This is a genomic window from Streptosporangium sp. NPDC020145, from assembly GCF_040631275.1.
Classification (GTDB): domain Bacteria; phylum Actinomycetota; class Actinomycetes; order Streptosporangiales; family Streptosporangiaceae; genus Streptosporangium.
The window spans coordinates 51,003-65,244 of the sequence record NZ_JBEXZT010000010.1 but is presented as its reverse complement, the minus strand read 5'-3'; the positions used below and the strand labels follow the sequence as shown (position 1 = coordinate 65,244).

Annotated in this window: 15 protein-coding genes; 6 read left to right on the top strand and 9 right to left on the bottom strand. The window is 69.0% G+C overall.

Annotated features, from left to right (window positions below; all coding sequences use genetic code 11):
* Nucleotides 1-11: 11 nt before the first annotated feature.
* From guaA to tmk, 3 genes are all read left to right on the top strand, one after another.
* Nucleotides 12-1,601, top strand: coding sequence for a glutamine-hydrolyzing GMP synthase (guaA, locus tag ABZ463_RS20090; protein WP_352011067.1), 1,590 nt, complete (start codon nt 12-14; stop codon nt 1,599-1,601).
* Between the two features lie 130 nt (nt 1,602-1,731).
* Nucleotides 1,732-2,514 (top strand): SDR family oxidoreductase, encoded by a 783-nt coding sequence (locus ABZ463_RS20085; protein WP_362777818.1) that lies wholly within the window; start codon nt 1,732-1,734, stop codon nt 2,512-2,514.
* A gap of 114 nt (nt 2,515-2,628) precedes the next feature.
* Nucleotides 2,629-3,276 carry a dTMP kinase gene (tmk, locus tag ABZ463_RS20080; protein ID WP_362777816.1) on the top strand — a complete coding sequence of 216 codons (648 nt, stop codon included), beginning with the start codon at nt 2,629-2,631 and terminating at the stop codon, nt 3,274-3,276.
* A 173-nt stretch (nt 3,277-3,449) separates the two neighbouring features.
* On the opposite strand, the gene ABZ463_RS20075 is transcribed toward tmk, so the two are convergent.
* Nucleotides 3,450-5,333, bottom strand: a complete 1,884-nt coding sequence (locus ABZ463_RS20075) for an ABC transporter ATP-binding protein (protein ID WP_352011070.1) — start codon at nt 5,331-5,333, stop codon at nt 3,450-3,452.
* Nucleotides 5,334-5,782: 449 nt separating this feature from the next.
* On the opposite strand from ABZ463_RS20075, the gene ABZ463_RS20070 reads away from it, so the two are divergent.
* Nucleotides 5,783-6,031 carry a DUF6400 family protein gene (locus ABZ463_RS20070; protein WP_362777814.1) on the top strand — a complete coding sequence of 83 codons (249 nt, stop codon included), beginning with the start codon at nt 5,783-5,785 and terminating at the stop codon, nt 6,029-6,031.
* Complete coding sequence (locus ABZ463_RS20065; RefSeq protein ID WP_352011072.1) at nt 6,018-6,248, top strand: hypothetical protein; 231 nt, start codon at nt 6,018-6,020, stop codon at nt 6,246-6,248. Before ABZ463_RS20070 ends, ABZ463_RS20065 begins: the two co-directional genes overlap by 14 nt.
* A gap of 3 nt (nt 6,249-6,251) precedes the next feature.
* Here ABZ463_RS20065 and ABZ463_RS20060 read toward each other — a convergent pair whose 3' ends face one another.
* The 5 genes from ABZ463_RS20060 to ABZ463_RS20040 form a co-directional block, all read right to left on the bottom strand.
* The gene (locus ABZ463_RS20060) at nt 6,252-7,367 is read right to left on the bottom strand and encodes a methyltransferase domain-containing protein (RefSeq protein ID WP_362777810.1); all 1,116 of its coding nucleotides are present in this window, start codon (nt 7,365-7,367) and stop codon (nt 6,252-6,254) included.
* Nucleotides 7,364-7,504 (bottom strand): hypothetical protein, encoded by a 141-nt coding sequence (locus ABZ463_RS20055; RefSeq protein WP_352011074.1) that lies wholly within the window; start codon nt 7,502-7,504, stop codon nt 7,364-7,366. The genes ABZ463_RS20060 and ABZ463_RS20055 overlap by 4 nt, the downstream gene beginning before the upstream one ends.
* Nucleotides 7,505-7,644: 140 nt before the next feature.
* Complete coding sequence (locus ABZ463_RS20050; RefSeq protein ID WP_362777807.1) at nt 7,645-8,502, bottom strand: helix-turn-helix transcriptional regulator; 858 nt, start codon at nt 8,500-8,502, stop codon at nt 7,645-7,647.
* Between the two features lie 5 nt (nt 8,503-8,507).
* Nucleotides 8,508-9,020: a DUF6879 family protein gene (locus tag ABZ463_RS20045; RefSeq protein WP_352011076.1), complete on the bottom strand. Its 513-nt coding sequence runs from the start codon at nt 9,018-9,020 to the stop codon at nt 8,508-8,510.
* A complete protein-coding gene (locus ABZ463_RS20040) occupies nt 8,989-9,264 on the bottom strand; it encodes a hypothetical protein (RefSeq protein WP_362777804.1) in 276 nt (91 codons plus the stop codon). Before ABZ463_RS20040 ends, ABZ463_RS20045 begins: the two co-directional genes overlap by 32 nt.
* 218 nt (nt 9,265-9,482) lie before the next feature.
* On the opposite strand from ABZ463_RS20040, the gene murJ reads away from it, so the two are divergent.
* The gene (gene murJ / locus ABZ463_RS20035; RefSeq protein ID WP_362777801.1) at nt 9,483-11,045 is read left to right on the top strand and encodes a murein biosynthesis integral membrane protein MurJ; all 1,563 of its coding nucleotides are present in this window, start codon (nt 9,483-9,485) and stop codon (nt 11,043-11,045) included.
* Nucleotides 11,046-11,168: 123 nt separating this feature from the next.
* Here murJ and ABZ463_RS20030 read toward each other — a convergent pair whose 3' ends face one another.
* The 3 genes from ABZ463_RS20030 to ABZ463_RS20020 all read right to left on the bottom strand — a co-directional run bounded on the left by ABZ463_RS20030 (nt 11,169) and on the right by ABZ463_RS20020 (nt 14,178).
* Nucleotides 11,169-11,792 (bottom strand): hypothetical protein, encoded by a 624-nt coding sequence (locus tag ABZ463_RS20030; RefSeq protein ID WP_362777799.1) that lies wholly within the window; start codon nt 11,790-11,792, stop codon nt 11,169-11,171.
* Complete coding sequence (locus tag ABZ463_RS20025) at nt 11,776-13,053, bottom strand: aminotransferase class I/II-fold pyridoxal phosphate-dependent enzyme (RefSeq protein WP_362777796.1); 1,278 nt, start codon at nt 13,051-13,053, stop codon at nt 11,776-11,778. Before ABZ463_RS20025 ends, ABZ463_RS20030 begins: the two co-directional genes overlap by 17 nt.
* A gap of 117 nt (nt 13,054-13,170) precedes the next feature.
* Nucleotides 13,171-14,178, bottom strand: coding sequence for an aldo/keto reductase (locus tag ABZ463_RS20020; RefSeq protein ID WP_362777793.1), 1,008 nt, complete (start codon nt 14,176-14,178; stop codon nt 13,171-13,173).
* Nucleotides 14,179-14,242 lie beyond the last annotated feature (64 nt).

Genomic DNA, 14,242 nt, shown 5'->3' with positions numbered 1-14,242 from the left:
AATGGATTCGCATGTCACGCTCCGACGTGAGCCCCACCTTCAACCGCCCCTCCGTCGAGCAGGCTGAGCTGGTCGTGCTCGACTACGGCTCGCAGTACAGCCTCCTGATAGCCCGCCGAATCCGTGAACTGGGCGTGTACTGCGAACTGATGCCCGCGACCGCCGACGTCTCGGAGATCGCCGCGCGCAAACCGCGCGGGATCGTGCTGTCCGGCGGCCCGCACAGCGTCTACGACGACGGCGCCGCCGGACTGCCCGAAGGACTGCTCGACCTGGGGATTCCTGTGCTTGGCATCTGCTACGGAGCCCAGCTGCTCGCCCACTCCCTCGGCGGCAGGGTGGCCTCCGCCCCCAGCCGGGAGTTCGGCCGCGCCGAGGTGCTCCTCGAAGGCGACTCCCCCCTGCTCACCGGCGTCGAGTCGAACTCCGTCGCGTGGATGAGCCACACCGACCACATCGTCGAGGTGCCGCCCGGCTTCGAGGTGTTCGCGCGCAGCGGCGACGGCCTGATCGCCGTCATCGGCGACGGCGCCCTGTTCTGGGGCGTGCAGTTCCACCCCGAGGTCGCGCACACCGCCTTCGGCCGCGACCTGCTGCGCAACTTCGCCCTCGACCTGTGCGGCTGCGCGGGCGACTGGTCGGCCACGTCGTTCATCGAGAACACCGTCGACTGGCTGCGCACCCGGATCGGCGACCGGCGCGTCATCTGCGCGCTGTCGGGCGGAGTCGACTCCGGCGTCGCCGCCGCCCTGGTCTCCCGGGCCGTCGGCTCCCAGCTGACCTGCGTGTTCGTCGACAACGGGCTGCTGCGCCTCGGCGAGGCCGAGCAGTGCATGGACGTGTTCTCCCGCCACCTGAACATGCGCGTCGTCAAGGTGGACGCCAGTGAGAAGTTCCTCAGCGCCCTCGACGGCGTGGTCGACCCCGAGGAGAAGCGCCGCCGGATCGGCCGCAGCTTCATGGAGGTCTTCGAGGAGGTCGCCCCCACCCTCGGCGACGCCGACTTCTTCGCCCAGGGCACCACCTACCCGGACGTCATCGAGAGCGCCGGAGACTCCAAGCGCCACTCCTCGGCCGCGGCGAAGATCAAGACGCACCACAACGTGGGCGGGCTGCCCGACACCATGCGCCTGGAACTCCTGGACCCGCTGTCGTTCCTGTTCAAGGACGAGGTGCGCCAGGTGGGCCGCAGCCTCGGCCTGCCCGAGGAGATCGTCGACCGCCACCCCTTCCCCGGCCCCGGCCTCGCCGTACGGATGACCGGCGCGGTGACCCGGGAGCGGCTGGAACGGCTGCGCCGGGCCGACCACATCTTCATCTCGGAGCTGCGCGCGGCCGGTCTCTACCGGCACACCGCGCAGGCGCTGGCCGTCCTCACCTCCGAGCGGACCGTCGGCGTGCTCGGCGACGCCCGGACCTACGAGGACGTCCTGGCCCTGCGCGCCGTGGACACCGAAGACTGGATGACGGCCGACTGGTCGCGTTTCTCCCACGACTTCCTGGCGACGGTGAGCAACCGCATCGTCAACGAGGTGCCGGGCATCAGCCGCGTGGTGTACGACATCACCAGCAAGCCCCCGGCGACCGTGGAGTGGGAGTGACGACCTCCCGGGAACGTCAGACGCCCCGCGAGGCTCCGGGCTCCTGGGGTGGCGCACTTCCCGGCGTCTTGGGCGGCGAACTCCCCGGCGCCTCGGGCGGCGAACTTCCCGGTGCCTTGGGAGGCAGGCGGTGACGGCTCCCCGTCGCGTGTGCGTGACCGGCGCCGCCAGCGGCATCGGTCACGCCGCCGCCGAGATCTTCCTCACGCGCGGCGACCAGGTCACCCTGGTCGACCGCGACGAGACCGCCCTCACCCAGGCCGCCGAACGGCTGGCCGCCGAACACGGCGCCGACCGGGTCCGGCCGTACGCGGTGGACGTCTCCGTGGCCGAGCAGGTCGAGGACCTCTTCGCCCGGATCGCGGACGCCGGGGGATTGGACACCCTGGTCCTGGCGGCGGGCGTCACCAGCGACGGGTTCGTCTCCGACATGTCGGAACACGACTGGTCCTACATCCTGGGCGTCAACCTCACCGGCCCCTTCCTGTGCCTGAAGCGGGCGGCGCCACTGCTGCGGCTCTCCTCCGGCGGCTCGGTCGTCGCGGTCGGCTCGGTCTCGGCCCACGTGATCGGCGCCGGTGGCGGGTGCGCCGCCTACGAGGCGTCCAAGGCGGGCCTGGTGCAGCTGGTACGCGCCTTCGCCGTGGAGAACGCCCCGTACGGCGTGCGGGCGAACATCGTGAGCCCGGGACGGACGGCCACCCGGCTCGGCGAGAACACCCGGAGACTCGCCGAGACCGTCTACACCTCCGCCGACGGTCCCCGGCGGGAACGTCACTCCTTCGGGGCGCCGCTACGCTTCGAGGGACGCCCCGAGGAGATCGCCGGTGCCATCCACTTCCTCGCCGGTGACGACGCCCGGTTCGTCACCGGCACCGAGTTGCTGGTGGACGGCGGCTACACCGCCATCTGACCCGGCCCGGGGCCGGAGCACCGTCCGGCCCCGAGAGGAACCGGCTTGCCCCGTGGCCGCCCCATCAGCTGTACCGTCATCTGCCCAAGAGAGGACTCTGAGAGGAGCCCGGACATGGCCCTTCCCCTTTACGACCACGACCTCCCCGGCACGTTCATCGCCTTCTGCGGCATGGACGGCAGTGGGAAGACCAGCCTCATCGAGGGGCTCTCCAAGCGGCTGGCCTCGGGGGGTGTGGAACCGGTCGTGACCATGCAGCCGTCCAGGTATGCCCGGGAGTCCCCGCTGTTCACCCGCTACATCTACCACCCGGAGGAGCGGCACCAGGTCGACTACCGCGCCCTGATCTGCCTGCTGACCAGCGACCGGCTGCAGAACCTCCACGAGGTGGTGCTGCCCGCGCTCCGCGAGGGGCGCACGGTCATCACCGACAGGTACGTCTTCACGGCGCTGGCACAGATGCGGGCACGCGGTTTCGCCAACGAGGAGTGGTTCTTCGAGATCTGCAAGCACGTGCCCAGGCCGGACCTGACGCTGCTGTGCGACCCGGGTTTCCAGGTCTCGCAGGGCCGGGTCGGACGCCGTACCGACTGGCGTGACTCCTACATCGAGGCCGATCACGACCAGCAGCTCTACATGAACTACCAGATCGTCGCCGACGAGGAGGGATTGGTCCGCTTCGACACGAACCTCCCGGTCGAGGAGAGCCTGGACCTCCTGTACGGCATCGTCAACGACCGCCTCCCCAACCTCCTGGGCTGACCTTCCCGCTGGTCGCCGGGGCACCGGTCGCGGCCCCTCCGGCGCCCGTTCGCTCCCCCCGCGCGCCCCACCGTTCCCCCGGTCCGCGGTCTCATCGGCTGCGTCCCCACGCCCCGAGCCCTTGAGGAAGAGGGTTCAGACCGTAGGGACGAGTTCAGACCGTGGAGACTGGCTCAGTGGACGGGCTCCTTCTCCTCTGACTGGTTGAACTGGGTGCGGTGGAGCTCCTCGTAGCGACCGCCGGCGGCGAGGAGGGAGGCGTGGGTGCCGCGCTCCACGATGCGGCCGTTCTCGACCACGAGGATGAGGTCCGCGGCGCGGACGGTGGAGAGCCGGTGGGCGATCACCACCGAGGTCCGCCCGGCGAGCGCCTCACCCAGGGCCTCCTGGACGGCGGCCTCCGAGGTGGAGTCCAGGTGGGCGGTCGCCTCGTCGAGGATGACGACCCGGGGGCGTGCCAGCAGCAGCCTGGCGATCGTCAGACGCTGACGCTCACCACCGGACAGGCGGTATCCGCGCTCACCCACGACCGTGTCCAGCCCGTCGGGCAGCGCCGAGACGAGGTCGGCCAGCCGGGCGCGCCGCAGCACCTCCCAGATCTCCTCATCCGTGGCCTCAGGGCGGGCCAGCAGGAGGTTGGCGCGGACGGACTCGTGGAACAGGTGCCCGTCCTGCGTCACCATGCCGAGCGTCTCACGCACCGACTCGGCGCTCAGGTCACGGACGTCGACACCGGACAGCCGCACCGCGCCGCTGTCGACGTCGTAGAGACGGGCCGCCAGCTGCGCGATCGTCGACTTGCCCGCCCCCGAGGAGCCCACCAGCGCGACCATCTGCCCGGGCTCTGCCCGGAAGGACACCCCGTGCAGCACCTCGACGCCACCACGGGTGTCGAGGGTCGAGACCTCCTCAAGTGAGGCGAGCGACACCTTGTCGGCCGAGGGATAGGCGAAGCCGACCCCGTCGAACTCGATGGAGACCGGCCCCTCGGGCACCGGCCTGGCGTCCGGGGCGTCGGTGATGAGGGGCTTGAGGTCGAGCACCTCGAAGACCCGCTCGAAGCTCACCAGCGCGGTCATCACCTCGACCCGCGCGCTGGCCAGGGCGGTCAGCGGGGCGTAGAGCCGGGTGAGCAGCAGCGCCATGGCCACGACCGCGCCCGGTTCGAGCTGCCCGCGCAGCGCGTAGAACCCGCCGAGGCCGTAGACGACGGCCAGGGCGAGCGCGGAGACCAGCACCAGCGCGGTGACGAACACCGACTGGGACATGGCCGTGCGCACGCCGATGTCGCGCACCCGCCTGGCCCGCCCCTCGAACTCCGCCGACTCGCGCCTGGGCCTGCCGAAGAGCTTCACCAGCGTGGCGCCCGGCGCGGAGAAGCGCTCGGTCATCTGGGTGATCATCGCGGCGTTGTGGTCGGCCGACTCGCGTTCGAGCCTGGCCAGACGGGTGCCCATCCGGCGGGCGGGCAGCACGAAGAGCGGCAGCAGGAGCAGGGCCAGCAGGGTGATCTGCCAGGAGGTCCCGACCATCACGATGAGCGTGAGCACGAGCGTCACGATGTTTCCGACCACGCCGGAGAGGGTGTCGCTGAAGGCCCGCTGCGCCCCGATGACGTCGTTGTTCAGCCTGCTGACCAGGGCGCCGGTGCGGGTGCGGGTGAAGAAGGCGATCGGCATGCGCTGCACGTGGTCGAACACGGTGGTGCGCAGGTCGAGGATGAGCCCCTCGCCGATGCTCGCCGACAGCCAGCGGGTGACCAGCCCGAGCCCGGCCTCGACGACCGCGATGACGGCGATCAGGGAGGCCAGGAGCACGACGAGGCCGAAGTCGGCGCCCTCGACGATCGCGTTGACGACCCGGCCCGCGAGCACGGGAGTCGCGACCGCGAGAACAGCCGTCGTGACGCTGAGCAGCAGGAACCACGTCAGGAACCGGCGGTGCGGCCTGGCGAAGGCGCCGATGCGCCGCAGGGTCGCCCGGGAGAAGGGCCTGCGCTCGTTCTGGGCGTGCATCGCGTGGTACATCGACGTCCACGCGGTGACTTCTATGTCCATCGCTCTTCTCCGGGGGGGTGGTGGCCTTCCGACCGCTCTTCGAACAGGTTGACGACACCGAAAGGCTCTCATCCGTCACCGACAAAACCGCCGCGTGACCGCGTCCGCGTGGAGACGGGGCGTGGCCGCCCTCCAGGTGTGGCCTCCCCGAACACTAAGACCTCAACATATGTTCAGGTCAACCATGGCACGACATCCCGTGAGACACGTCACGAACTAGGCAAGAAAAACGACATAAGGTATAAAAAGGTATAAAGAGGCCTCGTGGTGCGTCGCCGGATGTCCGACTGATCACAAAGATCCGCCACGTCTCCGTCACGGAAACCCCGCGAAGGCATGCGGGAAGCCCATGAACTCCGCGAGCCCCACGAAGCAGCGGGGAAGCCCACGGGCCCGGCCCCCGCGAAACCCCGCCAAGGAAAGCCCAGAGCGACCCACAGGAAAGTCTCATGAGTCAGGACAACAGCAACGCACACGTCGTCGTCGAGATCGACCTCACGCTTGAGGAGGCCCGGCGGCGGGCCGCGGTCATGGAGGCCCTGGGAGACGACTGGGACCCGATCGCGGTGATGCGGGGCGAGGAGGAGGCCTACGACCTGCTCTACTCGGGCCTCGACGAGCGGCAGCAGGAGACCTACGACATGCTCGTCGCCGCCGGGGTCCTGCCGTACCGGGGGGCGGGGCATGCTGCCGATTGATCCGCACGCCGACCTGGGACGCAGGGCCTGGGTCCCCTGCCCGGGATGCCGCGACGACAGGGACTGCGCCCCCTGCTCCGACGGCCGCAACTGCTCGGACCACTGGCGCTATCTCATCCGCACCACGGGAAGCCTGCTGCACCTGCAGTGTCCCGGCTGCACCCACCTGTGGAGCCACGAAACCAACTTCGGCGCAGGCGGCGGCCGCCCCTTCTGACCGTCACGGATTGACGACGCGTCCTGGATGGTCCACCCAGATGACGTCACCTTCAGGCGTGGCGGTGTAGCCATACCGGTCGCCGGCCGGGCAACCCCAGGAGATCCAGCGCAGGAACGCCTCCTCGGCTTCGCCGTACACGTCACGGTCGCCGCTGTACCGCACGATCCAGTCGTTCTCCCCTTCGCTCCAGGCCACGTAGGCGGCCGAGGTGTCGGAGTGCGCCCACAGGACGAACCCACCGTCGTGCTCAGTGGTACAGACGACGCCGGGCAGCATCGCGTTCAGGAAGACGGAGGCGGCCCACTCCCCGGTGATCCTCCGCGGGTCGATCCGGGCCGGACGCCTGCGCACGTCATCGCCGAGACCCCGAAGCTCCTCCGGACGCTGACCGCGCATCATCATGAACGAACAGCCCGATTCGACACGACCAACCGCCGTACCGTCGCCGAGGGCACGCAGGACGACGAACGCGCCATACCGCCACATCGGCATCCACGGAAACACGACGGTGCCGCCCGGCCGCGTCTGCCTGATCCACGCGGGTGACGCCTCGGTCGTGCCGACGGTGACATGCACCGCGTCGTACGGCTGACCGCCTGGATACCCCAGGGCTCCGTCCCCATGGACCAACCGGACGGCGTCGCGACCGGCCCGCGCCAGGTTGGCTCGCGCCTGCCGGTGGACGTCGGCGTCGATCTCGACGCTGGTGACCTGGCCACCGCCGACGAAACTGGAGACGAGCGCCGCCGTCCAGCCGGTGCCGGTGCCGATCTCCAGCACGTGGTCGTCGGCGTGGAGGCCGAGAAGCCCAAGCTCGGTGGCCACGATCGTGGGCATGGAGTTGGAGGAGCTGTAGAGGCTTCCCTCCTCATACCCCTCGACCAGGGGTGTGGCCCCGTCGTCGATCTGGGTGACGATCGAGATGTCGCTGTAGACGACCTTCTCCCAGGCTGAGGTGTCCGCGTCCCGGTCGATCACATAGCCGGGCCCGTCACCCGGCGACACCCATGCCTGGCCTGGGATGAACAGCTCTCTCGGGTTCGCCTTCAGGGCCTCCAACCACCGAGGGCCCAGCGCCTCGAAGGGCCCGGCTATCCGGTCGATGAGATCGGTCACTTCTTACCGCCGCCCGCGTGCTTGCCGTCTCCCTGCCCACCCGGCTGCTGACCATCCTGAGACGGCTTCGGCTGCTTGGGCAACGGCTTGTCGCCGGACTTCTTGTCGTCGTCGTGCTTACCCACCAGAGGTCTCATCGGGTTCCCTTCGTTTCCGGGCTTCCACGGGACCAAGCCCGCTCAGACGTCGACGCACGTGTCAGCGGCCTCTCTCAGGCACCGCTTGTGGTGCCGAGTGAAGGTCACGACCTCAATGTGCCAACGGCCCGGAGCGGAGGCTAGGAGATTTCATGTGATTGCAGAAAGTCACGCGCCTGTTCGATAAGGGCCCGTGCTTCGTCCCCATAAACGGCCTGCCCCTGCAGCAGGGTGAAAACCTTCATGAAGTAGGCGAGGTCTTCGGCACGAGTGGTCTGGAAACGCCCAGACCACATCTCGCTGCGCACAAGGCCGGAGTCGAACATATAGAAGCATTCTCCACCCCAAATCTTGCGGAATCCGGGTGGAATAATGCCAAACGCAACGTTGGGCAAGCGGGTAACCCGTGACAGGAAGTCGAACTGCTCGTTCATCGCATCCATGTCGCCGTAGGCATAGGTGAGAACGGCGGCTTCGATAACGAAACTGTACATATGAGCCATGCCCCCGGTGAGAAAGCGCTGTTTCCCCAGGCGGGCCTGAACTGCTCCTTCCACGCCCTCCATCGGCAGGTCATGGAGCATGGCACTGATGGTCTGGATGCCACGCGAGTAGCCCACAGTTTGCAGGATGCCGGGCACGACGATGGCTTCGTACACCCGCAAGAGCTTGGTCCGCTCGTACAACGGGGTACCGCGAGCCTGAACTGCCTGCTGGCTGTGCGTGCGGAAGGTCGTCCGATACTCCTGCCACATGCGTCGCACGTCACGGTGGACAGCGATCAGCTCAGGAACGAGGCCCTCGACGCCACAGGCTGTGCACCAGTCACGAATGTCTTGTTCAGAGGGATTCTGCCGGGCATGCTCGATACGACTGACCTTGGTGGGGTGCATGCCCGTGAGGTCGGCCAGCTTCTTGCCGTTCAGTCCAGCGTCTCGGCGCAGATCCCGGAGTCTGATGCCGAAGGCTTTCCGCGCCTCAGCCGACTGGTCTTGCACGTGGGTCAGACCGGGCGGTACTCATGATGTGGAATCGCTGCGGAGTAAGCCGCCTCGAAGATCTCCAGGCAGCGAGCGACGACAGCGGGATCGTCAGTGAACTGGATGTCGGCCCGCTCCCCGTTCCCGTCCAGAACGTTGAACATGGCGAGCCTGCCGTCCAGGACGAACATGTCGTTGCCGGGAAGCAGCACCGTGGAAGCGAGCCGCCGGGGCAGCCAGCGCAGATCCTCACCCGCGTCGACCGCGCTGCCGGAGTAGCGGAGGGACATGCGCTGGTAGTCCGAGAGTGGTTCGGAGACCAGTCTCACTCGGCGCAGATGTCTGCCATCGCGTTCCTTCTCGGCGACTTTGGCGGCCCATTGCCGGTAGGAGGCGTCCACAGCGTCCAGATCACCCGCCAGGAAGAGCTTCAGATCCTCCTTGTCAGCACCGTAATAGTCGTGTAGCTCAAGCTTGCGGGTGTCTCGACTCGCCCGCGCCAGTTCAGCCCGACGTTGGACTGAGATCGACTCCATAGTGCTCCTTGACATACATCCTCACGAACCGCTCCACCAGCGCCTCGGAGATTTCGACGAAACTCTCGTCATCCTTCAAGGCGCGTAGCTGGACCGCGACGTCCTCACCATGACGGAGACCCTGAACCACCCAGCTTCCCCGGTTGGTGCGGTAGAGGCTGGGGCAGTCTTCCTCATCCTTGGAGTCAGGGTCCTTGCAGAAGAAGGTAACCGTGATCGGCTTGGCTGCGCCGGAACCTTGCATGAGATTGCACCCCCAAGGTCGCAAATCGCCACCCTGAGCGTGTACGGCACATCAACAGAGGTCAAGCAGCTTGAGCGGAATAGAGCCGGAGCCATCCACGCCGGCACTCACACACCGTAGGACTTTCTGTCCAATATAAGCATATTTGACCGAAATTCCTGATCCGATTCCCGTCAAACGTCTCACCTTCCATGTCCTGTTCATGAAATATGGCGTTCATGGACGAAGGACTCGCGCGTGCGGGGCGGGCCATGGCCGTGGGGACGTTCGTCTCCAGGGTCACCGGTTTCCTGCGCACACTGGCACTGGTCGCCGCGCTCGGGCTCGGGAAGGGCCTGTTCGACATCTACACCGTCGCCAACACGCTGCCCAACTCGATCTACGACCTGGTGCTCGGCGGGGCGTTGACCAGCGTCCTGGTCCCGCTGCTCGTCCGGTATCCCGACGAGCTCTACGCGCAACGGCTGCTGTCGCTGGTGGTCTACGGCCTGGGCGTCACCGTGGTGGTCACCACCCTGTTCGCCCCGCAGATCGTGGACCTGTGCGCCGGTGACCTCGGCGCGGACCAGCGGCGGGTGGCGATCGTGCTCACCCGTTTCTTCCTGCCGCAGGTCCTGTTCTACGGCGTGGGGACGACCCTGGCCGCCGTCCTGAGCGCCCGGGGCCGCCAGGCCGTACCGATGTGGGCGCCGGTGGCCAACAACCTCGTGGTCGTCGCGACCACCGCCGCCTACCTGGCGATCGGCGGCACCGGCAGCCTTGAGAGGCTGACCGCCGCCCAGACCTGGCTGCTCGGCGTGGGCACCACGGCGGGCGTCGCCGTACAGGCGCTCGTGCTCTGCCTGGCCACGCGCGGCACCGGGTTCCGGATACGGCTGCGCGCCGATCCGCGAGGGGTCGGTGTCCGGCGGATCGCGGCCATGGCGGGCTGGACGCTCCTGTCCGTGGCCGCCGCGCAGATGGCGATCATCGTGGTCAACCGGCTCGCCCTGGCCTCGGGGGAGGGAGCCCTCGGCGCCTACGCCAACGCCTACACGCTGTTCCAGCTGCCCTACGCGGTCGTCACCGTGTCCATCGTCACCGGAGTGCTGCCGGGGCTGAGCTGGGCCGCGGCGCGGCGGGACCTGTCGCTGGTGACGGCCGAACTGTCCCGGTGTCTGCGGCTGTCCGGCGTGGTGCTCCTGCCGGTGGCCGCCTTCCTGGTCGTGCTCGGCCCGTACCTGGCCACGGCCCTGTTCGCGCACGGCAACGCCACCCCTCCGGCCGCCGCGCTCACCGGGTCGGTCCTGGCCGCCTACGGCCTGGCCCTGGTGCCGTTCTGCGGCTATCAGGTTCTGTTGCGCGGTTTCTACGCCATGCAGGACACCCGTACCCCGGCCATGATCGGGCTGCTCGTCACGGCGACCACGATCGGCGGCGCGGTGGTCTCGGCGTGGCTGGTGCCCGGCCCACGGATGGTCGTCGGGGTCGCGGTCGGGTACGCGCTGGCCAACTGCGCCGGGTTCCTCGTGGCGGCAGCCGTACTGCGGGGCAGACTCGGCAGGGTCGACGGTCACCGTCTGCTGCGCGCGCACGGCCGGATGCTCCCCGCCGCGCTCGTCGCGGGCGGGGCCGCGGCCGTCGTGGCGCGCCTGACCGGGCAGGTCACCGGACCGGGGTGGGCGGGTTCACTCGCCGTGGTGCTCGCGGCGGGCGCGTGCGGGGCCCTGCTGTACGGCCTGGCCGCGTGGGCGCTGCGCGTCTCCGAGCTCCGAACCCTGGTCAGCGCCCTGCGCGCCTGACCGCCGCGCCCGCGAAACCGGCCCTGCGCGCCTGGCCGGCGTACCCGCGAGCTGGCCCCTACGTGCCTGAGGAACCCCAAGGACGCGTCGAGCTCGGGGAACTTCGGCATCGCGAGCCGGCCCCTACGTGCCTGAGGAACCGTCCGTCGGCACGCGCCTGAGGACGGCCAGCGCCTTCGAGGCGGCGTCGCGCACCGCGGGCTCCTCGTCGGCCAGGCACGCGGCCACCGCCTCGGTCAGGTACGGCACCGCGGCCCTGAGATCGAGGACGACCTGGGCCATGATCACCTCAATGGCCTCTTCGTCCCAGACGTCCTCGCTCTCCTCGGAGTCCTCGGAGTCCTCGCTGAGCAGCGTCTCCAGGGTCGCGGCGATCTCCGCCTCCCGTCCCCGGGGGTCGGCCGCGGCCCTGATCTCCTCCTGCGGCACCTCGGGCTGGGCGGCCTCGCCGACCTCCCCGAGGAAGTCCAGCAGTACGGCCCGCAGCGGCGCCGAGGCCACCCGGCGCCGGGCCGTACGGGGATCGGACAGCAGCCCGGCGACGACCAGCGCCGCGGGCGGGGTTGCCGACCAGGGCGTTCCCTGGTGGATCACCGCCGCCCACAGGTGGTCGACGGCCTTGACCCGGGCCCGCTCGTCGTCGCCGGCCAGCGCGTCGAGGTGGGCGGGGACGTCGACGGCGACGCCGTAGGCGTGGAACAGCCGCGACCAGTCAGGCTCGCCCAAGCCGTTACCGGGCCTGCTCAAGCAGCTTCTCCGTGCCGACCAGGCGGACGCAGACGGCCAGGCCGCTGATCGCCAGCTCGACCTCGGGCAGCTCGGGGTAGGTGGGCGCGATGCGGATGGTGCTGTCGGCGGGGTCGTCGCCGTAGGGGTGGGTCGCACCGGCCGGGGTCAGCGCGATGCCCGCCTCCGCGGCGCGGCTGACCACCTGGCGGGCGCACCCCGGCAGCACGTCGAGGCTGATGAAGTAGCCGCCGAGGGGCTTGGACCAGGTGGCCAGGCCGGTTCCGCCGAGCTCCTTGCCGAGGATCAGGTCGACCGTGTCGAACTTCGGCCGGATCAGCTCCCGGTGGCGGCGCATGTGGTCGAGAACGCCCGCCTCGTCCTTGAGGAACTCCACGTGCCGCAGGTGGTTGATCTTGTCGGGGCCGATGGTGCGCTTGCCGGTGTGGCCGAGCAGCCAGGACACGTTCGCCGGGGAGGAGCCGAAGAACGCGACGCCGCCCCCGGCGAAGGTGATCTTCGAGGTGGAGCCGAAGACGAAGGCGCGGTCGGGGTTTCCGTGCTCCGCGCACAGCGCCAGGATGTCGGCGATCTCGACCTGGGTGTCCGTCAGGTGGTGTACGGCGTAGGCGTTGTCCCAATAAATCCGGAAATCGGAGGCGGCCGTCTGCATGGCGGCCAGGCGCCGTACGGTCTCGTCGGCGTAGGAGACGCCGTTGGGGTTGCTGTACTTGGGCACGCACCAGATGCCCTTGATCTGGGCGTCCTGCCGCACGAGGTCCTCGACGACGTCCATGTCGGGGCCCTGGTCGTTCATCGGCACCGGGATCAGCTCGATGCCGAAGCGCTGGGCCAGCGCGAAGTGCCGGTCATACCCCGGCACCGGGCACAGGAAGGCGACCCTCGGCTCGTCCACCCAGCGGCGTTCGCCACCGGGCACGCCGCTGAGCAGCGCGTGGACGAGGGTGTCGTGCATCAGGGACAGGCTGGAGTTGTTCGCCGCGACGAGCTGGGCGGCGGGCACCTGGAGCAGGCCGCTGAAGATCGCCCGAAGCTCGGCCAGACCCTGTCCGCCACCGTAGTTGCGGCAGTCGGTCCCGTCGGCGGCGGTGTGGCCGCTGGGCAGCGTCAGCATGGCGGAGGCCAGGTCCAGCTGGCTCGCCGAAGGCTTGCCCCGGGTGAGGTCGAGCGAGAGACCGCGCTGGACGAGTTCGTCGTAGTCACGCCGGGCGCGGTCACGCTGAGCGGTCAGCTCGTCGAGGTTCAGAGCCGAAAAGGTCACGGGATTTCCTTCGCCTGCTGGTCAGAATGGCCTTCGCAGAATAGAACAGCCGGAAAGCGGGCTATCTGCCGGGTACAGCATGCCATACCCGGAAATATCAGCTTTTCCGAAGTTCGATCAGAACGACGCCCCGGTCACGGGACGGTGCGCGGGCCGGGAGACCTCCTCAAGCCGGGCGGCCAGTTCGGCGGGAAGACCGAGGGCGAATCCGGCCGCGTTCCGTTCGTACTGCCCCAGGTCGCGCGGGCCGATGACGACCGAGGTGACGCCCGGCCTGGCGGCGACCCAGGCGATGGCCACCTCGACCGGCGTGACGCCCAGTTCGGCGGCGACCCCGGCCACCTCGTCCGCGATGCCGTGACTGCGCTCGCTGAGCATCTCCCCCGCCCAGCGGTCGGCCGCGGGGCTGGACATCTCCAGCAGGGAACTCATCCTGCTGTCCGGGCCGGGGGCGACACCCCTGCGGTAGCGGCCCGCCAGGACACCGCCGCCGAGCGGGGCGTAGGTGACGACGCCCAGACCGTGGCGTTCGCACGCGGGCAGGATCTCCGCCTCGATCAGCCTGGCCAGCAGGGAGTACTGCGGCTGGAGGCTGACCATTCTCGTGCCCCCGACGCGTTCGGCGGCCCACTGCGCCTCCACGATCTGCGGCGCGGTGAAGTTGGAACAGCCCAGATAGCGGACCTTTCCCGAACGGACGAACCCGTCGAGAGTCGCCATCGTCTCCTCAACGGGGGTCTCGGGGTCCCACTGGTGGCACTGGTAGAGGTCGATGTAATCGGTGCCGAGACGTCGCAGGCTCGCCTCAAGCGCCCTGGTCAGGTGCGCCCTGGACAGTCCCCGGTCGTTGGGGCCCGGCCCCTGGGGACCGAAGGCCTTGGTCGCGACGACCACCGAGTCCCGGCGTCCGCGCAGCGCCTTGCCGACGATCCGTTCCGCCTCGCCCGCGTGGTAGATGTCGGCGGTGTCGATGAAGTTGTTCCCCGCGTCGAGGAAGGCGTCGATGACGCGGATCGCCTCCGCCTCCTCGCAGCCGCCCACGCCGGGACCGGTGCCGAAGTTCATGGTGCCCAGGCAGGCGCGAGAGACCTTCAGGCCGGAGCCGCCGAGCCGTACGTGATCCATGGAAATACCCCCGATAGAATCGGAACCAGTGTTCCGCTTGGAATGCGCGAAACGATACGGAACG